Source organism: Craterilacuibacter sinensis (genome assembly GCF_009831765.1).
GTDB classification, from domain to species: Bacteria; Pseudomonadota; Gammaproteobacteria; order Burkholderiales; family Chromobacteriaceae; genus Craterilacuibacter; species Craterilacuibacter sinensis.
The window spans coordinates 81,553-105,819 of record NZ_WSSB01000006.1; the positions used below are offsets into that span (position 1 = coordinate 81,553).

Genomic DNA, 24,267 nt, shown 5'->3' on the forward strand with positions numbered 1-24,267 from the left:
AGTGCGCTAACCCATGACAGATCAGCTTTTCGCCAAGGAAACGATCCCGGTCAGCCTGGAAGAAGAAATGCGTCGCTCCTATCTCGATTACGCCATGAGCGTGATCGTGGGGCGCGCGCTTCCGGATGTCCGTGACGGCCTCAAGCCGGTGCACCGCCGGGTGCTTTTTGCCATGCACGAGCTTTCCAACGACTGGAACCGTGCCTACAAAAAGTCCGCCCGTATTGTCGGCGACGTGATCGGTAAATATCACCCGCACGGTGACACCGCCGTATACGACACCATCGTCCGTATGGCGCAGGATTTTTCGCTGCGCTATCCCTTGGTCGATGGTCAGGGCAACTTCGGTTCGGTCGACGGCGATAACGCTGCGGCCATGCGATATACCGAAATCCGTATGGCGCGCATCGCGCATGAACTCTTGTCCGATCTCGAAAAAGAAACCGTCGATTTCGGCCCCAACTACGACGGCTCGGAACACGAGCCGCTGGTCATGCCGGCCAAGATCCCCAACCTGCTGATTAACGGCAGTTCGGGGATCGCGGTCGGCATGGCGACTAATATCCCGCCGCATAACCTGAATGAAGTCATTGATGGCTGCCTGGCTTTGCTTGGCAATGCCGAGATCACCATCGACGAGCTGATCGACATCATTCCTGCGCCGGACTTTCCGACGGCCGGCATTATCTATGGTGTGGCCGGCGTCAAGGAAGGCTACCGCACCGGTCGCGGCCGCGTGATTATGCGTGCCCGCGCGCACTTCGAAGACATCGGCAAGGGCGACCGTCAGGCGATTATCGTCGACGAGCTGCCGTACCAGGTCAACAAGGCGCGCCTGCTGGAGCGTATCAGCGAGCTGGTGCGTGAAAAGCTGATCGAAGGCATTTCTGATCTGCGTGACGAGTCGGACAAATCCGGCATGCGCATGGTGATCGAGCTCAAGCGTGGCGAAATGCCCGAGGTGGTGCTCAATCAGCTGTACAAGCTGACCCAGCTGCAAGATAGCTTCGGGATGAATATGGTGGCGCTGGTCGATGGCCAGCCGCGCCTGTTGAACCTCAAGCAGATGCTGGACGAGTTCCTGCGCCATCGCCGTGAAGTGATCACCCGCCGTACCATTTTCGAGCTGAAAAAAGCGCGTGACCGGGGTCATATTCTCGAAGGCCTGGCCGTTGCCCTGTCCAATGTCGATGAAATCATTGCGCTGATCAAGGCCTCGGAAGCGCCGCCTCTGGCGAAAGCCGGGCTGATGGCTCGTCCATGGCGCTCGTCGCTGGTCGAGGACATGCTGTCGCGTGTCGATCAGACTATGGCGCGTCCGGAAACCTTGTCGCCGGAATACGGCTTGAAAGACGATGGCTACCATCTGTCCGATATCCAGGCACAGGCCATTCTGGAGCTGCGTTTGCAGCGTCTGACCGGGCTTGAGCAGGACAAGATCGTTGGCGAATATCGCGAAATCATGGACGTGATTCTGGATCTGATCGATATTCTGGCGCACCCAGAGCGGGTGAACCAGATTATTGCCGACGAGATGAATGCGATCAAAACCCAGTTTGGCGATGCGCGCCGCTCCGAGATCGAGCCTTTCGGCGCCGATATCAATATCGAAGACCTGATCACGCCGCAGGATATGGTGGTCACGATTTCGCACACCGGTTATATCAAGGCACAGCCGGTCGGTGATTACCAGAGTCAGCGTCGCGGTGGCCGCGGCAAGCTGGCAGCAGCCACCAAGGATGCCGACTTCGTCGAAACCCTGTTTGTTGCCAATACCCACGACTTCCTGTTGTGCTACTCCAGTCTGGGGCGCTGTTACTGGATCAAGGTCTACAACGTACCGCAGGGCGGGCGTACCAGTCGCGGCAAGCCTATGGTCAACGTATTGGCGCTGGCCGAGGGCGAGCGCATCAATGCGGTGCTGCCGGTGAAAGAGTTCCGCGAAGACCAGTATGTCTTTATGGCGACCGGCAACGGTACCGTGAAGAAGACACCGCTGACCGATTTCTCCCGTCCGCGGACTTCCGGCATCATTGCGGTGAATCTGGACGAAGGCGACAAGCTGATCGGTGTGGCGCTGACTGGCGGTGACGACGAGGTGATGTTGTTCTCCGACGCCGGCAAATCGGTGCGCTTTAACGAAAATGCCGTACGCGCCATGGGGCGTAATGCGACCGGTGTACGCGGCATGGCCTTGCAGGATGGCCAGCAGGTTATTTCGCTGCTGGTGACCACGGCTGAAGAGCAGCAGGTGCTGACCGCCACCGAAAACGGTTACGGCAAGCGTACGCCGGTCGGCGATTACCGCCTGACCAGCCGCGGCACGCAAGGCGTGATCGCCATCGATACCGGTGAGCGTAACGGCAAGCTGGTGGCTGCGACACTGGTGGAAGAGTCTGACGACGTGATGCTGATCACCACCGGCGGTGTGCTGATTCGTACCAAAGTGTCGCAGGTGCGCGAAACCGGCCGGGCAGCGCAGGGTGTGCGTCTGATCAATCTGGACGAAGGCGAAACGCTGATCGGTCTGGAGAAGGTCGCCGAGGCAGATGTCGAGGCGGATGCCGAACTGGAAGACAGCGTGGATGCGCCCGACGCTGCAGCGGCTGGCGACAGCACCGAAGAAGGCGCTAACGAATGAGTATCGGCCCCGTCAATCCGCAAGTACTGGAGACGATGGGGCAACTCTTCGTGTCCTTGCCGCATTGCCAGACACTGGGCATGGAGTGGGTGGGTGTCGAAGGGCGCAAACCCACACTCAGGATAAACTGGCGTGAAGATCTGGTCGGTAATCCGGCCAGTGGCGTGATCCACGGCGGGGTGATTACCTCGCTGGTGGACACCACTAGCGCCATGGCCGTGACGGCCAATCTGTCTGACTATGAAACCATCGCCACGCTGGATCTGCGTATCGACTATCTGACGGCTGCCAAACCTGGGCAGCCTATTTTTTGTTCGGCCGAGTGTTACCGTCTGGCCGGACAGATCGCCTTTACCCGCGCCATCTGTTATCAGGACAGTATCGATCTGCCTATCGCGCACGGCGTGGCGACTTTTATGCGAGGCTCCAGCCGGGTGCCGATGGTGGACGAGGGGGGTAAATCATGAGCGCGTTTATGCAGCGTTTTGCTGCTTTGCGTGATGCCGGCGATTGCGTTGGTGTGATTGATGCCATTCCCTATGCCCGGCTGATGGGGGTTGAATTCAGCGAGTCCGGCGAAGATGGCTTGCTGTTTTCCTTGCCTTTTCATGAGCGCAATATCGGTAACACCATGTTGCCGGCCTTGCATGGCGGCTTGATTGGCGGCTTTCTGGAAAATGCGGCGTTGATCCATCTGATGTGGAATCGGGACTCGCTGGAGGCGCCGAAAATCGTCGACTTTTCGCTGGACTATCTGCGCTCGGGGCGGGCGCAGACACTGTATGCCAGTTGTGAAATTACCAAGCAGGGCAAACGGGTTGCCCATGTACTGATTGAAGCCTGGCAGGAAGACCGGGCCCAACCTGTGGCCGTTGCGCGCGCGCACTTCTTGCTCGCGACCGGCTAAACCGACAAGACAAAGGAAGCGGTTCATGACGAAGCTGTTCAACTTTTCTGCAGGTCCTGCGGTGCTGCCGCATGCGGTACTGGCCGAGGCGCAGGCCGATATGCTGGACTGGCATGGTTCGGGCATGTCGGTGATGGAAATGAGCCATCGCGGACGCGAATTCATGGAAATCATCCATGATGCCGAGCAGGATCTCAGGCAGTTGATGGCGGTACCGGCAGGTTATAAGGTGCTGTTTTTACAAGGCGGTGCCTCGCAGCAGTTTGCCATGGTGCCGATGAATCTGCTGGCTGGTAAAACCTCGGCCGATTACGTGAATACCGGGCACTGGTCCAAGCTGGCAATCAAGGAAGCCTCACGTTTTGGCAAGGTTAATGTGGTGGCCAGCGCCGAAGATCGCGGTTTTAGTTATGTGCCGGATCAAGGCGTCTGGCAGTGCGACCCCGAGGCGGCTTACCTGCATTACACCTCGAACGAGACCATCGGTGGCGTGCAATTCCCCTTTGTGCCGGATGCTGGCAAGGTGCCGCTGGTGTGTGATATGTCCAGCGATTTCCTGTCGCGCGAGATTGATGTGGCCAAATTCGGCCTGATCTATGCCGGTGCGCAAAAGAACATCGGCCCGTCCGGCCTGGTGGTAGTCATCGTGCGCGAAGACCTGCTGGGGCAGGCGATGCCGGGTACGCCGACCATGCTTGACTATCAGGTGCACGCCAACGCCGACTCGATGTACAACACACCGCCGACTTATCCTATCTATATCGCGGGTCTGGTATTCAAGTGGCTGAAAGAGCAGGGCGGAGTAAAGGGCATGGCGGCGCACAATGGCGAGAAGGCCGGGCTTTTGTATCACGCAATCACGTCCAGTAACGGTTTTTATTCGACCCATGTGGCCGAGGCCGACCGCTCGCAGATGAATGTGGTGTTCCGCCTGAAAGACGAGGCTCTGGACGAGGTGTTTGTTGCCGAGGCCAAAAAACGTGGTCTGGTGCAGCTTAAAGGTCACCGCGTGGTGGGTGGGATGCGCGCCTCCATCTATAACGCCATGCCTATCGAAGGCGTGAAGGCACTGGTTGGCTTTATGGGTGAATTCGCGCATCAGCATGGTTGAAATGCGCTGCACTTGTACCGGCGGGACGTCGTAGCTTTTTGTGCCGGCGCTGTACTGACTGCTTTGCACTAACCCGCCCCGTTTGCGTCAGCAGGGCGGGTTTTTTAATGCGCAAGGCGCTGGTGGGGCTTGGGTTGCAGGGCCACGGCCTTTGGGCTGTAAGCCTTAACTCGCTTTGTGCCTTCCTGCCCAAATGTAAACAAGGATGCCGATCGCTATCATCGGCAGGCTCAGCCACTGCCCCATGCTGATAGCGTAGGATTGGCCGAATATGCCGGCGTCCGGCGTGCGGAAAAATTCGGCACAGAAGCGGAATGCGCCGTAGCCCATCAGAAAGACGGCCGAGACGCGGCCGCTGGCGCGCGGCTTGGCGGAGTAGAACCAGAGAATAACAAACAGTGCGATGCCTTCCAGTGCAAACTGGTAAAGCTGCGACATATGGCGTGGCAGGCCACCCAGAGTCAGGTAGGTCTGCAATAGCTCCGGGTGTTGTTGAACCCAGTGCATGTCATCAATTCGTGCCTGCGGAAATACCATCGCCCATGGCGCATCAGCGCGGGTCACGCGTCCCCACAGTTCGCCATTGATAAAATTGCCTACACGTCCGGCCGCGAGGCCAAGAGGTACCAGTGGTGCGATAAAGTCGGTGATCTGCCAGAAAGTCTGGCCATGGCGGCGGGCGAACAGCCACATGGCAAACAGCACGCCTAGAAAGCCACCGTGAAACGACATGCCGCCTTTCCACACCATCAGGATTTCGGCCGGATGGGCGAGGTAGTAGCCGGGCTGGTAGAACAGTACTTCACCCAGGCGTCCGCCGATGACGACACCGAGTACGCCGTACATCAGCAGGTCATCCAGTAGTTTGGGCGTCATGAAGCTGTGGCCGGCTTTGATGCGGACATTGCCCAGCCAGATAAAACACATGAACCCCACTAGGTACATTAAACCGTACCAGTGGATGGCGAGTGGCCCCAGGTGGATAGCCACCGGGTCGAATTGCGGATGAATGAGCATTTGTCAGGTGGTGTGCGAATGGGGTAAAAGGAGAGTGACGAAATTATACGTAAAAGTGTTCCCCCGTGCCTCGCTTCCTACCCCGGAGTGGGCGCGATGCCTCAACGCAAGGTGGTGCCGGTGCACAATGCCGGCCGGAGGAATACCGGACTCAGATCGAACCTCAAGGAAAAAGCATGCCGCAATACCGTTCACGCACTACCACGGCTGGCCGCAATATGGCCGGCGCCCGCGCCTTGTGGCGCGCTACAGGGATGAAGGATGATGACTTCGAAAAGCCCATCATCGCTATCGCCAACTCGTTCACCCAGTTTGTGCCGGGTCATGTGCATCTGCACAATATGGGCCAACTGGTGGCGCGTGAAATAGAACGCGCCGGCGGTGTGGCTAAAGAATTCAATACCATCGCCGTGGATGACGGCATTGCCATGGGCCATAGCGGCATGCTGTATAGCCTGCCTTCGCGCGAGCTGATTGCCGACTCGGTCGAATATATGGTGAATGCGCACTGTGCCGATGCGCTGGTGTGTATCTCCAACTGCGACAAGATCACCCCGGGCATGTTGATGGCGGCCATGCGGCTGAATATTCCGGTGGTGTTTGTATCCGGCGGGCCGATGGAAGCGGGCAAGGTGCAGTGGGGCAATGATATCCGTAAGCTGGATCTGGTGGACGCCATGGTCGAGGCAGCCGACAGCCGCATCTCGGACGAGGATGTGGCCAAGGTTGAACGCTCTGCCTGCCCGACCTGTGGTTCGTGCTCGGGCATGTTTACCGCCAATTCGATGAATTGCCTGACCGAGGCACTGGGTCTGTCCTTGCCGGGTAACGGCTCGATGCTGGCCACGCATGCCGACCGTAAGGAGTTGTTCCTCAAGGCGGGGCGCACCATCGTTGATCTGGCTCGCCGTTATTATGAAGGCGACGATGTCTCGGTTTTGCCGCGTAGCATAGGTTCCAAGCAGGCGTTCGAGAATGCAATGGCGCTGGATGTCGCCATGGGCGGCTCGACCAATACCGTGTTGCACTTGCTGGCGGCAGCCAGTGAAGCCGAGGTCGATTTCAAAATGGCCGATATCGACCGCATTTCGCGTTCGGTGCCGTGTCTGGCCAAAGTGGCGCCGGCAACACAAAAATATCATATGGAGGACGTGCACCGCGCCGGTGGGGTGATGGCCATTCTGGCCGAGCTGGATCGTGCCGGCATCCTGCATCGCGACCTGCCGACCGTGCACAGCCCGAGCATGGGCGATGCGCTGGCTGCTTGGGATATCTGCGTTAATAGCCCGGACAGCGAGGCGCACCGTTTCTATCGTGCGGCGCCTGGTGGCGTGCCGACCACCATCGCTTTTTCGCAAAGCATGCGTTACCCCGAGCTGGATCTGAATCGTGCGGATGGCTGTATCCGCGATAAAGCTCATGCTTACTCACAGGATGGGGGGCTGGCGGTGCTGTACGGCAATATTGCCGAGCGCGGCTGCATCGTGAAAACGGCAGGGGTGGATGACTCCATACTCAAGTTCACCGGCCGTGCGCGCCTGTTCGAGAGTCAGGATGATGCCGTGGCAGCGATTCTGGCCGACCGCATCGTCGAGGGCGATGTGGTGGTGATTCGCTATGAAGGCCCTAAGGGCGGGCCGGGCATGCAGGAAATGCTGTATCCGACCTCTTACCTTAAGTCTAAAGGGCTGGGAAAGGCGTGCGCACTGCTGACTGATGGCCGTTTCTCCGGCGGAACCTCGGGGCTGTCTATCGGTCATGTGTCGCCCGAGGCGGCCGAAGGTGGTGCAATCGGGCTGGTGGAGGAAGGCGACACCATTCTGATCGATATTCCGGCGCGCAGCATTGTCCTGCAAGTGACGGATGAAGAAATGGCGCAGCGTCGTAGTAAGATGGAAGCGCGTGGGGTGGCAGCATGGAAGCCATTGGATCGTAACCGCGTGGTCAGTCCGGCATTGCGTGCTTATGCCGCGATGACGACCAGTGCCGACACCGGTGCGGTACGTGATGTTTCTCAGGTTGAACGGCGCTGAGTGGTTTTGGCCTGTCGTTGTGAACGGGTCGCCATAGCGACCCGTTTTTATTGGTTAAATGGTAAAGGTCGGTTGTGGGTAATACAGGGCAAGACATGGGGCGGCGGGTTTTTTTGGCGAGTGTGCTCTCGGGGGTGTTGACTGCTTGCAACGATAGTCAGTCACCGTTTTCTGGCGTGTTTGGCCGGGTTGCGGTACAGCCTTTGCGCGTCGGCATCAACGCCGCTTATGCGCCGTTCGAGTCGCTCAATGCGCGCGGTGAGCCGGTCGGTTTTGATATCGACTTGATGCGTCTGGTCGCTTCGCATATGGGGCGGGAGTTGGTATTTGTGAATCTGCCGTGGCGGCGTCTGTTGCAGTCGCTGGCGCAAAGGCGGCTGGATGTGGTGATTTCGGCGGTTGCTGTCACGCCGGCACGGGCGCGCAACTTTCTCTTTACCAGACCGTACTACCGTGAGCGTCAGGGTTTGCTGCGCGCTCAGGCGCTGGTTGCGCTGCCGCTGCAGCAAATCCGGCGTATCGGTGTGCTGGAGTACAGTCGTGCCGATGACCATCTGGCGCGCCTTGGCGTTGAGTCGGGGCAGATCAAGGCTTATCCGGATGCTGTGCTGATGCAGGCGGCTTATCATGCGGGCGAAGTCAATGCCTTATTTGGTGATGAGCATGTGCTGCGGGTGTTGCATGTCGAAACCACTGATACGCTTAGCTTTGATGCGGCATTCGGTCTGGACGAGTATGCGATTGTTTTGCCTATGGGGGCAGAGGATTTGCAGGCGCAGTTGAATCAGTCGTTACAGGAACTTGAGCATAGCGGGGCGCTGGCTGCATTGGTGCGTCAGCTGGATATATGAGGCTGAATGTTCGGAATTGTTGTTTTTTGCTGCTTCCGGGCTTGGGACTGGGCTTTAGTGTGTGGCCGCCGGGCTTGCTATGCGCCGCTGTAGTGTGCGGCAAGCTGTATGACTGAGATCGGTTTTGGTAGAAACCTTTAAAAATCAGTGACTTGTGTTTTTCCGTAAACGGCAGGCAAAAAAATGCGCGGGATTTTTGAGCCCGCGCCAAGTCTACAAAGGAGAAATAGAGGAGAAACTATCAAGAAGCATCACTGCATCTCAACAAGCTTGAATTATCGGTTTTTAGTAATGTACTGTCAATCAATGTGTGTTCTTAAATCGTCAAAATGTAAGAAAACGTCGCAATTTATGACAATGGGTGTCGCTAAACGAAAGTAGCTATCTTGCTAGATACTGAATACGCGTTATATGCCACAATACCCGTTTTACATTGCCGTTTGATGACACCATGCCCAGTCAGCTTCCTGATCCGCGTCAATACCCCGCTTTGCTCGCTTCGAACCGCCTGATACACCACGCCGTTTCTGCGCTTGATGCCAAAACAGATGCCGATGCCGGATCTTGGCGCGAGGGTTTGCGCTTGGCGCTGGGCGATGTGCTTAAACGCGACGATATGCTGACCCTGTCGGTTGCGCTGGCGATGGCGCCATCTGCCGCTGCCTATCGTGAACTATGGCAGGCCTTGCGCGCTGCGGTAGAGCAGGCCGACGGCCGGCATGTGGTACTTTTTGCCATGCCGCTGGTGCTGGTGGCTGCCGCAGACGGTGAAGTTAGCTTGCCGGCTGAAATTGGCGATGCGGCCGGGCTCAATGCCTTGTTGCGCCAGCATGCGGTATTTTCTCCCGGTGCCGAAGTGTGGCTGGGCGGTGCTTTGCTGCATCCGGATACGCTGTCTGAGATTTCGGCTGGCCAGATCTATCGTGCGACGCATGAGGCGGCGGGCATGATGGATGCCTTGCCGGCTAATCTGGCCGGTCGTGCGGTGACCGTGCACAAGGATGGCGTCTTCCTGCGTTACCTCTTGGGGGTTGCCATACAGGAAGAGGGGCGTCCGTCTGCGCTCAAGCTCGGTGGTGCCGTTGGGGCGTGGGGTTTGCCATTGATGAAGTTTTTGGGCGAGCAGCTGAAAACCTCAGGGCTTAATCTGTTTCCGATTGCCCGCCCGCCACAAATGCTGATGCAGGCCATGGTGGAAGGCGGCAAGGCGCGGCATGAAGTCGCGCTGCAGGCTTTTGCCAGTAGCCAGATTCGCCGTCTGCGCGATAAATCGCTGACGCCGGTTGCGGTATTGGCCGCCCATAGTGGTGGTGAGCTGCGTTTCACCTTGTCGGCGGTAAGCGGCGAGGGTGCGGATGAGGGATTTGTCTGGACGCTGTCGCCACTGGATTCGGTGCCGGCGATTGAGACCATGGTGCGCGAACTGATGGCCGAGTGTCAGGTCGAGGATGTGCGTATCGTCACGGGCTTGATGGCCGAAGAGCAGCAAGGTGAGCGTTTATTCCTGCATGCAGGCAATACAGCATCGGCTGCCGCGCACTGATTTACCTGTATGAGCGGGGAAAGCCGCCGTGTGCGTGCGGCAAATGATGTAAAATCACGCCTCGTTACTGAACCCTTGATTTGGAAGAGTTGAAGATGTTTGCTACTGACCAGTCGATTGCCCAGTTTGACCCCGAACTTTCCGCCGCCATTGAGGCAGAGTGCCAGCGCCAGGAAGACCATATCGAGCTGATTGCGTCGGAGAACTACACGAGTCCGGCCGTGATGGAGGCGCAAGGCTCCCAGCTGACCAATAAGTATGCCGAAGGCTATCCGGGTAAGCGCTTCTATGGCGGTTGCGAGCATGTGGATGTTGTCGAGCAACTGGCGATCGATCGCGTCAAGCAACTGTTCGGTGCCGAGTACGCCAACGTGCAGCCGCATTCCGGCTCCCAGGCCAATCAGGCGGTGTATTTCTCCATCCTCAAGCCGGGTGACACCGTGATGGGGATGAATCTTGGTCATGGCGGTCACCTGACGCACGGTAGTCCGGCCAACCTGTCGGGCAAGATGTTCAATATCGTTGCTTACGGTCTCAATGAAAATGAAGAGATCGATTACGACGATATGGAGCGCGTGGCCATGGAAACCCGCCCCAAGCTGATTATTGGCGGTGCTTCGGCCTTTGCCTTGCGTTTCGATTTCGAACGCATGGGCCAGATCGCCAAGAAGTGCGGCGCTTACTTTATGGTGGATATGGCGCACTACGCCGGTCTGATTGCCGCCGGTGTTTACCCTAACCCGGTGCCGCATGCCGACTTCGTGACCTCGACCACGCACAAGACTCTGCGTGGCCCGCGCGGCGGCATCATTCTGGCCAAGGCAGAGTACGAGAAGAGCCTGAATTCTTCGGTGTTCCCGACCTTGCAGGGCGGCCCGCTGATGCATGTCATCGCCGGTAAAGCCATCGCCTTCAAGGAAGCACTCAAGCCTGAATTCAAGGCGTACCAGGAGCAAGTGCTGAAGAACGCTGATGCCATGGCACGTACCCTGACCGAACGCGGTCTGCGCATCGTGTCCGGTCGTACCGAAAGCCATGTCTTCCTGGTGGATCTGCGTGCCAAGGGCTTGACCGGCAAGGCAGCCGATGCGGCTTTGGGTAAGGCACATATTACCGTCAACAAGAATTCGATTCCGAATGACCCGGAGAGCCCGTTCATTACCTCCGGCATCCGTATCGGCAGCCCGGCGATCACTACCCGTGGCTTTAAAGAAGCCGAAGCCGTGATTGTGGCCAATCTGATCGCCGATGTACTGGATGCGCCGGAAGACGCGGCAGTGCTTGCGCGAGTAGCGGCTGAAGCGACTGCCCTGTGCCATCGTTTCCCGGTATACGCCAAGTAAGCCGTATCTGACTGCAAAAACGCCGCGCTTCCCGTATTTGGGGCGCGGCGTTTTTGTTGTGTCGTTCACGCTTGCCCGCAAGGTTTCAGGCCCGGGTGTAGAAATCAATTCAAAGGTCTTTTGCTATGTATTTGCTGATGGTGGGCTGGGTGTATGTGATCCTGATGTTTTCTCTGGCGCAAGAAAGTGTGCTTGCCGGCGTATTGACCTTTTCCCTGCTTGGCGTGCTGCCCGTGGTTTTATGGGTCTGGATGAAAATACACCGCTTGCGCGCACGGCGCGAGGCTGCAGCATCTGCACAAGATGATGGCAAAGCTTGAGGATAACGCCCTGGCAGTGATAGAATCCCGCGTCCCCGGAATTTAGGGGAACTACGCACGTTCGCGCCAAAGGGTGTCCGCAAGGATTTTTGCGCGAACGGAGCCCATAACCCTTAGGAGTTTATTTAATGAGCACTACCGTTACCATGCGTCAAATGCTGGAGGCCGGCGTTCACTTCGGTCACCAAACCCGCTTCTGGAACCCAAAGATGGCTCAGTACATCTTCGGCAGCCGCAACAAGATCCACATCATCAACCTGGAAAAAACCCTGCCACTGTTTATCAGTGCTCAGGACTATGTTCGCCGCTTGGCCGCGAACAAGGGTACCGTGATGTTTGTCGGCACCAAGCGTCAGGCGCGTGAAATCGTACGTGAAGAAGCTAGCCGTGCAGGCGTTCCTTTCGTTGATCACCGCTGGCTCGGCGGCATGCTGACCAACTACAAGACGGTCAAGCAGTCGATCAAGCGTCTGGAAGAAAAGTCTGCTGCGCTGGCTAACGCGGACGAAAGCGGTTTCAACAAGAAAGAACTGCTGGACATGCAGCGCGAAGTTGAAAAACTCGAGCGTTCGCTGGGCGGTATCAAGGATATGAAGGGCTTGCCAGACGCCATCTTCGTTATCGATACCGGCTACCAGAAGGGCACCATCGTTGAAGCCCAGAAACTGGGTATCCCAGTTATTGGCGTGGTTGATACCAATAACAACCCAGAGGGTATCGATTTCGTGATCCCGGGTAACGACGACTCCAGTCGTGCGATCCGCCTGTACGCTCGTGGTATCGCTGATGCGGTACTCGAAGGTCGCGCACAAGCGATGCAGGAAATCGTAGCTGCCCAACCGGCTGCTGCCGAGTAAGCAGGGAAAACCAAGGGGGCGCAAGCCCCTTTTTTCCGGTCTGGTTACCTGTTTCACATAATCTAGGAGTTTGAAAATGGCGGAAATCACCGCGAAAATGGTCGCCGAGTTGCGCGCTGCAACCTCGATGGGCATGATGGAATGCAAAAAAGCACTGGTCGAAGCCGAAGGCGACATGGCCAAGGCTGAAGAAATCCTGCGTATCAAGTCCGGCAACAAGGCTTCCAAGCTGGCCGGCCGTACCGCAGCCGAAGGCGTTATTTCCACTTTCGTTGAAGGTGGTGTGGGCGCCATGGTCGAAGTCAACTGCGAAACCGACTTCGTAGCCAAGGATGCGACTTTCCTCGCCTTCACCCAGGCTGCAGCCGAAGCCGTTGCCAAGGCCAACCCTGCCGATGTTGAAGCGCTGTCCGCCGTTATCGTTAACGGCCAGAGCGTAGAAGACATCCGCAAGGCCGCGATCGCCAAGCTGGGCGAAAACATGACGATCCGTCGTTTTGCCCGCTACGACACGACCGGCAAGATCGCTACTTACCTGCACGGCGCCAAGATTGGTGTGATTGTTGACATCAATGGCGAAGAAGCACTGGGTCGCGACGTGGCCATGCATATTGCTGCATCCAAGCCTATCTGCGTATCCAAGGAGCAGGTTCCTGCCGAGACGCTGGAAACCGAACGCCGCATCTTTACCGAGCAGGCTATTGCCGAAGGCAAGCCGGCCGATATCGCCGCCAAGATGGTTGAAGGCCGTGTACGCAAGTACCTGGCTGAAGTCACCCTGGTTGGTCAGCAGTTCGTCAAGAACCCTGACATCACCGTTGAGAAGTTGCTGTCCGAGCAGGGCGCAACCGTCAATGCATTCGCTATGTTTGTTGTTGGCGAAGGCATTGAGAAAAAAGTAGTTGATTACGCTGCTGAAGTGGCTGCTGCCGCCAAGGTTTAAGCCTTAATCCGGCTACGAAGGACGGCACCTCGTTTCGGGGTGCCGTTTTGCAAATGTACACTATCAAAATCACGAGTCCGAGGACACCATGAGCCAAGCCCCTGCCTATAAACGCATCCTGTTGAAATTGTCCGGTGAGGCCCTGATGGGAGGGGATAGCTACGGGATCAACCGTGCCACCATCGAACAGATCGTATCCCAGGTCAAGGAAGTGGTTGATATGGGTGTTCAGGTTGGTGTCGTGGTTGGTGGCGGCAATATTTTCCGTGGCGTATCCCAGGCAGCATCCGGCATGGATCGTGCCACCGCTGACTATATGGGCATGATGGCCACCGTCATGAATGCCTTGGCGCTGAAAGACGCGATGGAGCGTATCGGTATCGTGGCGCGCGTGCAGTCGGCGCTGACCATGCAGCAGGTGGCTGAGCCTTATGTGCGTGGCAAGGCAATGCAGTATCTGGAAGAAGGTAAGGTCGTGATCTTTGGGGCCGGTACCGGCAACCCGTTTTTCACCACCGACACCGCTGCCGCCTTGCGCGGCATGGAAATGAACGTGGATATCATGCTGAAGGCCACCAATGTTGATGGCGTGTACACCGACGACCCGAAAAAGAATCCGGAAGCGGTACGCTACCAGACGCTGACTTTTGACGAGGCCATCTCTCGCAATCTCAAAGTCATGGATGCGACCGCCTTTGCGCTGTGCCGTGACCAGAACCTGAATATCAAGGTATTCAGCATCTTCCGCAATGGCGCGCTGCGCCGCGTCGTGCTTGGCGAAGATGAAGGCACGCTGGTACACTGCTAAGCATTAGAACACGACAGGCGGAAACGGCGAGTGCGCCGCTTTCCGCCTTGTTTTTCAGAAATACACTGTGGAGTAAACATGATCAACGACGTCAAGAAAACGGCCGAGCTGAAAATGCAGAAGTCGCTGGAAGTCTTCAAGAACGACCTGAACAAGGTACGTACCGGTCGTGCACACACCGGCATTCTTGATCACGTAATGGTTGATTACTATGGCAGTCCTGTGCCGGTCGCTCAGGTCGCCAGTGTCAACCTGATCGATGCACGCACAATCGGTGTCCAGCCTTGGGAAAAACCGATGCTGGCCAAGATCGAGAAGGCTATTCGCGATTGCGACCTCGGCCTGAATCCGGCTGCGATGGGTGATCTCATCCGCGTACCGATGCCGATGTTGACCGAAGAGCGCCGCCGCGACCTGATCAAGGTGGTACGCAGCGAAGCCGAAGGCGCGCGCGTATCGGTGCGTAATATCCGCCGTGATGCCAATAACGAGTTGAAGTCGCTGCTGAAAGACAAGGATATTACCGAAGACGACGAGCGTCGCACCCAGGACGATATCCAGAAGCTGACCGACAAGTACATTGCCGAAGTCGACAAGGCGCTGGCCGCCAAAGAAACCGACCTGATGGCGGTATAAGGGGCTCGATTTGCTTGGTAGTTCAACTGTAGCGGTGCCGGACGCGCATCCGGTGCCGCGTCATGTGGCGATTATCCTCGATGGTAACGGGCGCTGGGCTAAAAAGCGCCTGTTGCCGCGTGTGGCCGGTCATAAACGCGGTCTTGATGCTGTGCGGGAAACGGTCAAGGGCTGTGCCGAGATGGGGGTCGAGTACCTGACCCTGTTTGCCTTCTCTACCGAGAACTGGCGCCGGCCGGCCGAGGAAGTCTCCTTTTTGATGGGGCTGTTTATCTCCGCGCTCGAGCGTGAAGCCAAGCGTCTGCATGAGCGAAATATCCGACTCAAAGTGATAGGTTCGCGTGAGCGTTTTGCCCCCGAGTTGCAGGCGCGTATCGTGGCTGCCGAGGCGCTGACCGCGGCGAACACAGGCTTGACGCTGGCGATTGCTGCCGATTACGGCGGGCGCTGGGACATCCTGAATGCGGTCAACCAGCTGATCGCCGAGGGTGCAAGCCATATCAGTGAAGATACGCTGTACGGCAGGCTGTCTTTTGGCGATGCGCCAGAGCCTGATCTTTTTATCCGTACCGGTGGCGAGCAACGCATCAGCAATTTCCTGTTGTGGCAACTGGCCTATAGCGAGTTGTATTTTACCGATCTGCTGTGGCCGGACTTTGACCGGCAGGCACTTGAAGCCGCCATTGCCTCGTACCGGCAGCGCGAACGCCGTTACGGGCGTACCAGCGAACAACTGCCGCCCGATCAACAACGAGGCTGACCCATGCTCAAGACCCGTATTCTGACTGCTTTAGTCTTGCTGCCGTTAATGCTGGCGGCATTGTTTGTTTTTCCGTCGCCGCTCTGGGCCGCATTTTCCTGGTTGATTGTCGGCGTGGCCCTGTGGGAGTTCTCCCGTATGGCGGGTCTGGCAGGTCCCATGCAGTGGGGCTATCTTGCCGTGTCCAGCGCCATCGCTGGCCTTGCCTGGCTGCAGGGCTGGACATTGCCGCTTGTCGCGCAACTCGGTGTACTGGCTTTCTGGCTGGTGCTGGCTCCTTTGTGGCTGGCCAGGCGCTGGCGTTTGACCCATCAGCCCGCTGCCATGGTGCTGGGCTGGGCCATGTTGTTTCCATGCTGGTTTGCTTTTATCGAACTCAGGCCGACACCGGCTGATGGCTATGCGCTGCTTGCCATAATGGGCCTAGTGTGGGTTGCTGATGTGGCGGCCTATTTCAGTGGCCGCACCTTCGGCAAAAGAAAGCTGGCGCCTGCCATCAGCCCGGGTAAAAGCTGGGCTGGCGTCTATGGGGCGTTAGTGGCGGTGGTGGCTTATGTAGTACTGGTCACGCAGCTGGGCTGGATTAATGTGAGCCTGCCGCTATGGGGCCTGGTGCCGCTGGCACTGGCTATGACCATGGTCAGCGTCGAGGGGGATTTGCTCGAGTCCTGGTTCAAGCGTGCGGCAGGGGTCAAGGATAGCAGCGCGCTATTGCCAGGGCATGGCGGGGTTTATGACCGTATCGACAGCCTGATTGCGGTTCTGGCGGTGACTAATGCGCTGATGGCGCTGTCCCGCACGTTTATCTAGAGGCCATGACATGTCGCGTTCTTCTTTGGGCGTTACGCTGCTGGGTTCAACCGGCAGCATAGGCAAGAGCACGCTGGACGTGCTGGCGCTGCATCCCGAGCGTTTCCATCTGGTGGCGCTGACGGCGTATTCGCAGCTGGATCTGCTGTTCGAGCAGTGCTGCCGCTTCAAGCCCTTGTTTGCCGTCGTTGCCAATGAGGCGGCTGCCCGCGAGCTGCGCCCGCGACTGTCGGTTGCCGGTATTCGCACCGAGGTATTGCAGGGGGAGGGCGCGCTGGAAACGGTGGCCTCTTTGCCGCAAACCGATGCGGTGATGGCGGCAATCGTCGGTGCGGCCGGTTTGCGCCCCGCCATGGCGGCGGCGCGTGCCGGCAAACGCGTGATGCTGGCCAATAAGGAATCCCTGGTGGTGGCCGGTGCGCTGTTTATGCAGGCCGTGCGCGCCAGTGGCGCGACCCTGCTGCCGGTAGACAGTGAACATAATGCGATTTTCCAGTCGCTGCCCTCTGGTTTTAACGGCGATATGGCGGCCAGCGGCGTAGAAAAACTGGTGCTGACCGCGTCGGGTGGGCCGTTTCGCCGTATGGCAGCGGCTGATCTTGAGCATGTGACCGTGGAGCAAGCATGCGCCCACCCCAACTGGTCCATGGGGCGCAAGATTTCGGTCGATTCCGCCACGCTGATGAACAAGGGGCTGGAACTGATCGAGGCACACTGGCTGTTCAATATGCCGGCGGCCGATATCGAGGTGGTGGTGCATCCGCAAAGCGTGATTCACTCCATGGTGCGCTATCGCGATGGCTCGGTGATTGCCCAGTTGGGTGCGCCGGACATGCGTACGCCGATTGCCTATGCCTTATCCTGGCCCGAGCGCATCGAAGCGGGTGTCGAGCGGCTGGACTTTCTTAAACTGGGTAGCCTGACTTTCGAAGCGCCGGATATGGCACGCTTCCCGTGCCTTGCGCTGGCCTATCAGGCCCTGTCCGCGGGCGGGGATGCCTGTTGCGTGCTGAATGCCGCCAATGAAGTTGCCGTGGCGGCTTTTCTGGCCGGAAAAATCGGCTTTGCCGATATTGCGCGCCAGGTTGAAGCCGCGCTTGCGGCGCTGGATTTGTCGGCCAGTACTTCGATAGACGGCCTGATGGCGCGCGACGCCGAGGCGCGGCGTTTTGTTGCGACGAGGATAGGCTGATGCTGACAGTACTCGCATTTTTGCTGGCAATCGGCGTGCTGGTAACCTTTCACGAGTATGGTCATTATCAGGTTGCGCGCTGGTGCGGTGTGCGCGTGCTGCGTTTTTCCATCGGCTTTGGCAAGCCGCTATTGAAACGGCAGCGCGGCGACACCGAATGGGTGTTGGCGGCGATTCCTCTGGGCGGCTACGTCAAGATGCTGGACGAGCGCGAGGGGGAAGTCAGGGCGGAAGATCGCCATCTGGCATTCAATAATCAGTCGGTTTACAAACGTATCGCCATTGTTGCAGCCGGACCGCTGGCTAACTTCCTGCTGGCCATCGCTCTGTTCTGGCTGGTGCTGCTGCCCGGTGGCACGGCCGTGCAGCCCTTGGTCGGAACCGTGGCGCAGCAAAGTGCGGCAGCGGCGGCCGGAGTGCAGGCAGGTGACCGGCTTGTCGCGATCAACGGTCAGGCGACACCCAACTGGGAGGCGATCAGTGATGCCGTCAATGAAGGTATCGCCAATGAAGGCCAGCTTGTTTTAAGCGTGGAGCAAGGCGGCACGCGCCGTGAACTACAGGTCGACCTGCCGCGTTTTGGCCTGACGCAGCTGGATGAAAAAAGCCTGAGCAAGCTGGGGATGATGCCTGCGCGCTATTTGCCGAAAATTGCCATGCTTGAGCCCTCGGGCGCGGGTGCGAAGGCCGGACTCAAGGTAGGAGATACCTTGCTGGCCATGGATGGCGTACCGGTCAAAACCTGGGCGGACTGGGTGGAGGTGGTGAAAAATCATCCCGGAAAGTCGATGCAGCTTCAAGTTGAACGCGCGGGTAAAACGCTGGATTTGACTTTGCGCCCGGATACGGTGATGCAGGACGGGCAGGCCAGTGGACGTATTGGTGCGGCCCCCGAAGTTGATCGTGCCTGGAGCCAGTCCTTGCTCTTGCGCGTAGATTACACCCCGTTTGAAGCGCTGGAGGCGGCGCTGTCCCGCACCTGGTCCATGTCGGTGACCACGCTAAGAATGATGGGTGGCATGTTGTTCGGTCAGGTGTCGCTGGATGCGGTCAGCGGTCCGTTTACCATTGCCGACTATGCCGGCAAGAGTGCCAATCAGGGCTGGCAAAGTTATCTTGCATTCATGGCTGTCATCAGTATTAGTCTTGGCGTACTCAATCTGTTGCCTGTGCCGGTGCTGGACGGGGGGCACTTGCTGTATTATGTGGCAGAAATTATCAGGGGCCGGCCGTTGAGCGAACAGGTTCAGCAGTTTGGCCAGCGCATCGGTTTTGCCATTATCATGGCACTTATGGTTCTTGCCCTCTTCAATGATTTGGGCCGACTGCTCGGAGGCTGACGCCAAGCATGAAAACAACAACATTAGTCGCTGCACTTGCCATGGCCTTTATGGCCCAGGCTCAGGCTGAAAGCAGCTTTGTCATCAAGGATATCAAGGTAGAAGGCTTGCAGCGTACCGAGCCCGGTACGGTGTTCAGCTATCTGCCGGTCAAGGTGGGCGATACGTTTGACAGCCAGAAGGCTGCCGACGCGATCAAGGCATTGTTTGCCACCGGTTTTTTTAATGATGTCCGGGTCGAGCATGAAGGTGATGTCGTTATCGTTGCCGTGGCCGAACGTCCGGTGGTGGCTCAGCTGACGGTCGAAGGTGCCAAGGAATTCGACAAGGAACAGCTGAAAAAGGCGCTCAAGGAAAATGGTCTGGCCGATGGCCGCATCTTTGATCAGGCTTTGCTGGATCAGGCGGTACAGGAGCTCAAGCGCCAGTATTACAGCCGGGGAAAATACTCGGTAGAGATCCAGCCTACGGTGACGCGGCTGGACCGCAACCGCGTGGCGGTGACGCTGGATATTACCGAAGGCGTGACGGCCAAGATTCGCGACATCAAGATCGTCGGCGCCCAGGATTTTTCGCAGGATGATCTGCTGGAAGAGTTTTCACTGGCACCGTCCGGCTGGACCAGCTGGCTGGCGCGCGATGACCAGTACTCCAAGCAAAAACTGTCTGCCGATCTGGAAAAGCTCAAGGCTTTCTACCAGAACCAGGGCTATGTCGAGTTCAATATCGAGTCGACACAGGTTTCCATTAGCGCTGACAAAAAAGACGTTTACCTCACCATCAATGTGACCGAGGGCAAGCCGTTTCGCGTGTCGGAAACGCGTCTGGCCGGTGACTTGAAAGTCGCCGAAACTGCGCTCAAGCCTTTGATTGCGATCAAGGACGGGGCTTTGTTCGAGCGCGAGAAGGTCAATGAAACGGTCAGTGCCATTGCCGACAAGCTGGGCGCCGAAGGCTACGCCTTTGCCAACGTCAATGTGGTGCCTGAACTTGACAAGGAAAAGCAGACCGTCAAGCTGACCTTTTTTGTCGATCCGGGCCGCAAGACCTATGTGCGCCGTGTATCCATTGCCGGCAATACCCGCACCCGTGACGAAGTGATCCGGCGCGAACTGCGCCAGCTGGAGGCCTCCACCTATAGCGGCGAGGCGATCAAGCGCTCCAAAGAACGTCTGGAACTGCTGGGCTATTTCGAAACCGTCAATATCGAAACGCCACCGGTGACCGAAACGCCGGATCAGGTCGATATGGCGATCTCGGTCAAGGAACGCGCCACCGGCAGCATACAGGCCGGTGTCGGTTTCGTGCAGGGCGAGGGTTTGCAGCTGTCGGCCTCGGTGTCGCAAAGCAATGTGCTGGGTTCGGGCAAGTCGATTGCGCTGGCCTTCTCCAACGGCAAGGCTAACAAGCAGGCGTCGGTATCATTTACCGATCCTTATTTCACCGCCGATGGCGTGAGCCTTGGTTATGATGCTTACTACCGCGTGTATGACCCGGATGCAGTCGACCAGAGCCGCTATAAGAGCACGACGGTTGGCGGCGGTTTGCGTATGGGCGTACCGATCACCGAGTACGACCGTGTCAACCTGGGTCTGGGCGTAGAAAATACTGACCTGACGCTATTCCCCGAGAGCCCGGATCGGTATAAAGACTTTGTCGACGAGTATGGTCCCAAGAATACCACCTTGCTGGGAAGTGCCAGCTGGGGGCGCGATACGCGCGACAGTGCCTTGTGGCCGACGCGTGGCGGCACCATGGGCTTGCGTCTGGAAGCAGGCTTGCCTGGCGGCGATATCCAGTACTGGCGCTTTACGCCTAGCGTGACCTGGTTCTTCCCGCTGTCCAAGACCTTCACTCTGGCTACCAGCGGTGAAGCGGGTATCGTCAAGGGCTATGGCAGAACCAAGGATGTGCCGTTCTTCCAGAACTTCTATATGGGCGGCATAGGCTCGGTGCGTGGCTTCGACAATGGCAGTATGGGGCCCAAGGAGACGGATCAATTTGGTGATGAAGACTATCTGGGCGGCACGCACAAGCTGCAGACCAGCATCGAGCTGCTGTTCCCCTTCCCGGGTATGAAGGATAACCGCTCGCTGCGTACCAGCCTGTTCTTCGATGCCGGTACCTTGTGGGACCCTAAGGTTGCGGGCAGCGATATGTCCGGCGAACTGCGTTACTCGGCCGGTGCTGCACTGGCCTGGCTGTCGCCGGTCGGGCCGATGAAGTTCAGCTATGCCGTGCCGTTGAAAAAGGAAGAAAGCGACAAGATCCAGCGCTTCCAGTTCACCTTGGGCACGGTCTTCTAAGGGAGGTTTTGTGAAAGCGATCAATACACTGTGTCTGGCGCTGGGCCTTGTTTTTGCCGGCTCGGCGTCGGCGGCCGACTTCAAGTTCGGCTATATCAAGATCGAGCGCATTTACAGCGAATCCGCGCCGGCACAAGCTGCGCAGAAGAAACTGGAGAGGGAGTTTGCGCCGCGCGAAGCCGAGCTTAAGCGTCTGGGTGCCAAGGCCAAGGATTTGCAGGCGCAACTGGCGAAAAAGCCGGATGACGGGACACGCCGTACCATAGAGCGCGAGATGGGGTCGCTGGAGCGCGAGTATCAGGCCAAACTCAGGGATTTTCGCGATGACCTGAACCAGCGCCGCAATGAAGAATTCGCTGCGGTGCAGGAGCGGGCCAACCGTCTGGTGCGCCAGATTGCCGAAAAAGAGCAGTATGATCTGGTGCTGCAGGATGCGGTCTACGTCAATCCCAAGTTTGACATCACGCCGCGCGTGTTGAAAGAAATGGAAAAATAAGCCCGGACACGGTCCGGTTTATGCTGCGCGGGCGCCGATGCGTCCGCGCCATTGCCAGCCGACGTCAAGTCGGCTTTATTACTGCCATGAAACTATCCGAAATTATCCGTCACCTCGGTGGCGAACTGCTTGGTGAAGACTGTGAAATCGTCAAGCTGGCTCCGCTTAGCAGCGCACAGGCCGGCGAGATCACTTTCCTTGCCAACCCGAAGTACCGGCGCGAGCTGGCCTTGTCCTCTGCCGCTTGCGTGATTGTGCGTGCCGATATGCTTGATGAGGCCACTGCACCCGGGCGCAGCCTGATTGTGACCGCTGATCCTTATCTGTATTTTGCCCGCGTAGCGACGCTGCTCAATCCCGTTCCGGCCCTGCGGCCGGGGATAGATGCACGCGCGGTCGTCGACGCCAGTGCAAAGGTTGCGGACAGCAGCGAAATCGGCCCCTTGGTGTCGGTTGGGCGTGGCGTGGTGATTGGTGAGCGTTGCCGCCTCTATCCGGGTGTGGTGCTGGGCGACCATGTGGTACTGGGCGACGATGTGACCCTGTACCCGAATGTGACCATCTATCATGGCTGCCATATTGGCCATCGTGTGGCTATCCATTCGGGCACGGTTATTGGTGCCGATGGTTTTGGTCTGGCCTGGGACAAGGATCACTGGTTCAAGATCCCGCAAACCGGCCGCGTCGTGATTGAAGACGATGTCGAAGTCGGCGCGAATACCACGATAGATCGTGGTGCGCTGTCGGATACGGTGATCCGTGCCGGCGCCAAAATAGATAATCTGGTGCAGATCGCGCACAACTGCGAGATCGGTGAACACACGGCGATTGCCGGCTGTACCGGCATTGCCGGCAGCAGCAAGATAGGTGCGCGCTGCACGCTGGGCGGGGCTGTCATGATGGTCGGGCATATCGAAATTGCCGACCGTACCCATATCGGCGGCGGCACTCTGGTGTCCAAGTCGATCAAAAAAGCCGACAACTACGCCTCCAGCTATCCGATGTCGACTGCCAAGGACTGGATGGCCAATGCCGTGCATTTGCGCCATCTGGATCGTCTGGTTGACCGGGTCAAGCTGCTGGAAAAAGAACTCTTACAGATCAAAAACAAAGAAGGACAAGCCGAATGAGCGAAGAAGTAACGATCGATGTGCGTGAAATCATGCGCCACCTGCCGCACCGCTACCCGTTTTTGCTGGTGGACCGCGTCACCGAATTCGAGCCGGGCAAGCGCATCAAGGCACTGAAAAACGTCACCATCAACGAGCCGTTTTTTGTTGGCCATTTCGGCGACTATCCGGTGATGCCGGGCGTGCTGATTATCGAGGCACTGGCGCAGGCCGCCGGCGTGCTGTCGATCAAGAGTGCGGGCGAGCGCAAGGATAACGAGCTTTACTTCTTTGTCGGTATCGACAATGCCCGCTTCAAGCGTCAGGTGGTGCCGGGCGACCAGCTGGTGCTGGAAGTCGAGCAGATTGCCGCCAAGCGCGGCATCGCCAAATACACGGCGCGCGCGCTGGTCGACGGCCAGGTGGCGTGCGAGGCTGAAATCATGTGTGCCAAACGCGAGGTCTGATATGGCTATCCATCCAACGGCGATTGTCGATGCGAATGCCAAAGTCGCCGCCGATGTCGAAATCGGCGCCTACTCCATCATCGGCCCGCATGTCGAGATAGGCGAGGGCTGCTGGATCGGCCCGCATGTGGTGATCGAAGGCCATACCCGTCTGGGACGCAATAACCGCGTGTTTCAGTTCTGCTCGCTGGGCGCAGCCCCGCAGGACAAGAAATACGCCGGCGAGCCGACCCGGCTGGAAATCGGCGACAACAACACCATACGCGAATTCTGCACCTTCAATCTGGGCACCGCCCAGGATGTGGGCGTAACCCGTGTCGGCAACGATAACTGGATCATGGCTTATGTCCATCTGGCGCATGACTGCCAGGTCGGCAACCATACCATCTTCGCCAATAATGCGACCCTGGCCGGTCATGTGCATATCGGCGACTGGGTGATTCTGGGCGGCTTTACCAGCGTGCACCAGTTTACCGTGATCGGCGACCATGCCATGACGGCTTTCTCCAGCGCGGTGACGCAGGATGTGCCGCCCTTTATCATGGCTGCGGGTAACCGCGCCGTGCCGGCGGGCATCAATAGCGAGGGCCTCAAGCGTCGCGGCTTTAGTGCCGAGGCGATACGGGCGGTGAAAAATGCCTATAAGGCGCTATACCGTCAGGGCCTGTCGCTGGACGAAGCCAAGGCTGCGGTTGCCGGCCTGGTGACGGCTCAGCCCGAGCTTGAGCCTTTCACTCGCTTCTTTGCCCAATCGGCGCGAGGGATTATCCGCTGACC

Annotated in this window: 23 protein-coding genes; 22 read left to right on the forward strand and 1 reads right to left on the reverse strand. The window is 58.0% G+C overall.

The window, feature by feature from the left end; genetic code table 11:
- Window positions 1-13 precede the first annotated feature (13 nt).
- From gyrA to serC, 4 genes are read left to right on the forward strand one after another with little or no spacing between them, the layout of a single operon-like run.
- Window positions 14-2,641 (forward strand): DNA gyrase subunit A, encoded by a 2,628-nt coding sequence (gene gyrA / locus GQF02_RS08025; RefSeq protein ID WP_124735836.1) that lies wholly within the window; start codon window positions 14-16, stop codon window positions 2,639-2,641.
- Complete coding sequence (locus tag GQF02_RS08030) at window positions 2,638-3,108, forward strand: PaaI family thioesterase (RefSeq protein WP_124735837.1); 471 nt, start codon at window positions 2,638-2,640, stop codon at window positions 3,106-3,108. Before gyrA ends, GQF02_RS08030 begins: the two co-directional genes overlap by 4 nt.
- Window positions 3,105-3,548: a PaaI family thioesterase gene (locus GQF02_RS08035; RefSeq protein ID WP_124735838.1), complete on the forward strand. Its 444-nt coding sequence runs from the start codon at window positions 3,105-3,107 to the stop codon at window positions 3,546-3,548. Before GQF02_RS08030 ends, GQF02_RS08035 begins: the two co-directional genes overlap by 4 nt.
- A gap of 25 nt (window positions 3,549-3,573) precedes the next feature.
- A complete protein-coding gene (gene serC / locus GQF02_RS08040) occupies window positions 3,574-4,659 on the forward strand; it encodes a 3-phosphoserine/phosphohydroxythreonine transaminase (protein ID WP_160796230.1) in 1,086 nt (361 codons plus the stop codon).
- A 165-nt stretch (window positions 4,660-4,824) separates the two neighbouring features.
- On the opposite strand, the gene lgt is transcribed toward serC, so the two are convergent.
- On the reverse strand, window positions 4,825-5,676 hold the full coding sequence (gene lgt / locus GQF02_RS08045; RefSeq protein WP_160796232.1) for a prolipoprotein diacylglyceryl transferase: 852 nt from the start codon (window positions 5,674-5,676) through the stop codon (window positions 4,825-4,827).
- A 176-nt stretch (window positions 5,677-5,852) separates the two neighbouring features.
- Between lgt and ilvD the strand changes: the two genes are divergently transcribed.
- The 18 genes from ilvD (at window position 5,853) to lpxA (ending at window position 24,265) form a co-directional block, all read left to right on the forward strand.
- Complete coding sequence (gene ilvD, locus GQF02_RS08050; RefSeq protein WP_160796234.1) at window positions 5,853-7,709, forward strand: dihydroxy-acid dehydratase; 1,857 nt, start codon at window positions 5,853-5,855, stop codon at window positions 7,707-7,709.
- Between the two features lie 95 nt (window positions 7,710-7,804).
- Window positions 7,805-8,560: a substrate-binding periplasmic protein gene (locus GQF02_RS08055; protein ID WP_160796236.1), complete on the forward strand. Its 756-nt coding sequence runs from the start codon at window positions 7,805-7,807 to the stop codon at window positions 8,558-8,560.
- A 451-nt stretch (window positions 8,561-9,011) separates the two neighbouring features.
- Window positions 9,012-10,103, forward strand: a complete 1,092-nt coding sequence (locus GQF02_RS08060) for a hypothetical protein (RefSeq protein WP_160796238.1) — start codon at window positions 9,012-9,014, stop codon at window positions 10,101-10,103.
- Window positions 10,104-10,198: 95 nt separating this feature from the next.
- Window positions 10,199-11,446: a serine hydroxymethyltransferase gene (gene glyA / locus GQF02_RS08065; protein WP_124735844.1), complete on the forward strand. Its 1,248-nt coding sequence runs from the start codon at window positions 10,199-10,201 to the stop codon at window positions 11,444-11,446.
- A gap of 125 nt (window positions 11,447-11,571) precedes the next feature.
- A complete protein-coding gene (locus GQF02_RS08070; protein WP_124735845.1) occupies window positions 11,572-11,766 on the forward strand; it encodes a hypothetical protein in 195 nt (64 codons plus the stop codon).
- A 128-nt stretch (window positions 11,767-11,894) separates the two neighbouring features.
- Window positions 11,895-12,623, forward strand: coding sequence for a 30S ribosomal protein S2 (gene rpsB, locus GQF02_RS08075; protein WP_124735846.1), 729 nt, complete (start codon window positions 11,895-11,897; stop codon window positions 12,621-12,623).
- A gap of 76 nt (window positions 12,624-12,699) precedes the next feature.
- Entirely contained in the window at window positions 12,700-13,566 is an 867-nt protein-coding gene (gene tsf / locus GQF02_RS08080; protein ID WP_124735847.1) for a translation elongation factor Ts, read from the forward strand.
- Between the two features lie 88 nt (window positions 13,567-13,654).
- Entirely contained in the window at window positions 13,655-14,374 is a 720-nt protein-coding gene (gene pyrH, locus GQF02_RS08085) for a UMP kinase (RefSeq protein ID WP_124735848.1), read from the forward strand.
- A 78-nt stretch (window positions 14,375-14,452) separates the two neighbouring features.
- Entirely contained in the window at window positions 14,453-15,010 is a 558-nt protein-coding gene (frr, locus tag GQF02_RS08090) for a ribosome recycling factor (protein WP_124735849.1), read from the forward strand.
- Between the two features lie 10 nt (window positions 15,011-15,020).
- A complete protein-coding gene (uppS, locus tag GQF02_RS08095; protein WP_160796240.1) occupies window positions 15,021-15,770 on the forward strand; it encodes a polyprenyl diphosphate synthase in 750 nt (249 codons plus the stop codon).
- A gap of 3 nt (window positions 15,771-15,773) precedes the next feature.
- Window positions 15,774-16,580: a phosphatidate cytidylyltransferase gene (locus GQF02_RS08100; protein ID WP_160796242.1), complete on the forward strand. Its 807-nt coding sequence runs from the start codon at window positions 15,774-15,776 to the stop codon at window positions 16,578-16,580.
- Between the two features lie 10 nt (window positions 16,581-16,590).
- The gene (ispC, locus tag GQF02_RS08105) at window positions 16,591-17,772 is read left to right on the forward strand and encodes a 1-deoxy-D-xylulose-5-phosphate reductoisomerase (RefSeq protein WP_160796245.1); all 1,182 of its coding nucleotides are present in this window, start codon (window positions 16,591-16,593) and stop codon (window positions 17,770-17,772) included.
- Entirely contained in the window at window positions 17,772-19,112 is a 1,341-nt protein-coding gene (rseP, locus tag GQF02_RS08110; protein ID WP_160796247.1) for an RIP metalloprotease RseP, read from the forward strand. Before ispC ends, rseP begins: the two co-directional genes overlap by 1 nt.
- An 8-nt stretch (window positions 19,113-19,120) precedes the next feature.
- Entirely contained in the window at window positions 19,121-21,418 is a 2,298-nt protein-coding gene (bamA, locus tag GQF02_RS08115; RefSeq protein ID WP_160796249.1) for an outer membrane protein assembly factor BamA, read from the forward strand.
- Window positions 21,419-21,428: 10 nt separating this feature from the next.
- Window positions 21,429-21,914 (forward strand): OmpH family outer membrane protein, encoded by a 486-nt coding sequence (locus GQF02_RS08120; protein WP_160796251.1) that lies wholly within the window; start codon window positions 21,429-21,431, stop codon window positions 21,912-21,914.
- Between the two features lie 86 nt (window positions 21,915-22,000).
- Window positions 22,001-23,044 (forward strand): UDP-3-O-(3-hydroxymyristoyl)glucosamine N-acyltransferase, encoded by a 1,044-nt coding sequence (gene lpxD / locus GQF02_RS08125; protein WP_160796253.1) that lies wholly within the window; start codon window positions 22,001-22,003, stop codon window positions 23,042-23,044.
- Complete coding sequence (gene fabZ, locus GQF02_RS08130) at window positions 23,041-23,490, forward strand: 3-hydroxyacyl-ACP dehydratase FabZ (RefSeq protein WP_160796255.1); 450 nt, start codon at window positions 23,041-23,043, stop codon at window positions 23,488-23,490. Before lpxD ends, fabZ begins: the two co-directional genes overlap by 4 nt.
- A gap of 1 nt (window position 23,491) precedes the next feature.
- Window positions 23,492-24,265 carry an acyl-ACP--UDP-N-acetylglucosamine O-acyltransferase gene (gene lpxA, locus GQF02_RS08135; RefSeq protein WP_124735858.1) on the forward strand — a complete coding sequence of 258 codons (774 nt, stop codon included), beginning with the start codon at window positions 23,492-23,494 and terminating at the stop codon, window positions 24,263-24,265.
- Window positions 24,266-24,267: the final 2 nt, after the last annotated feature.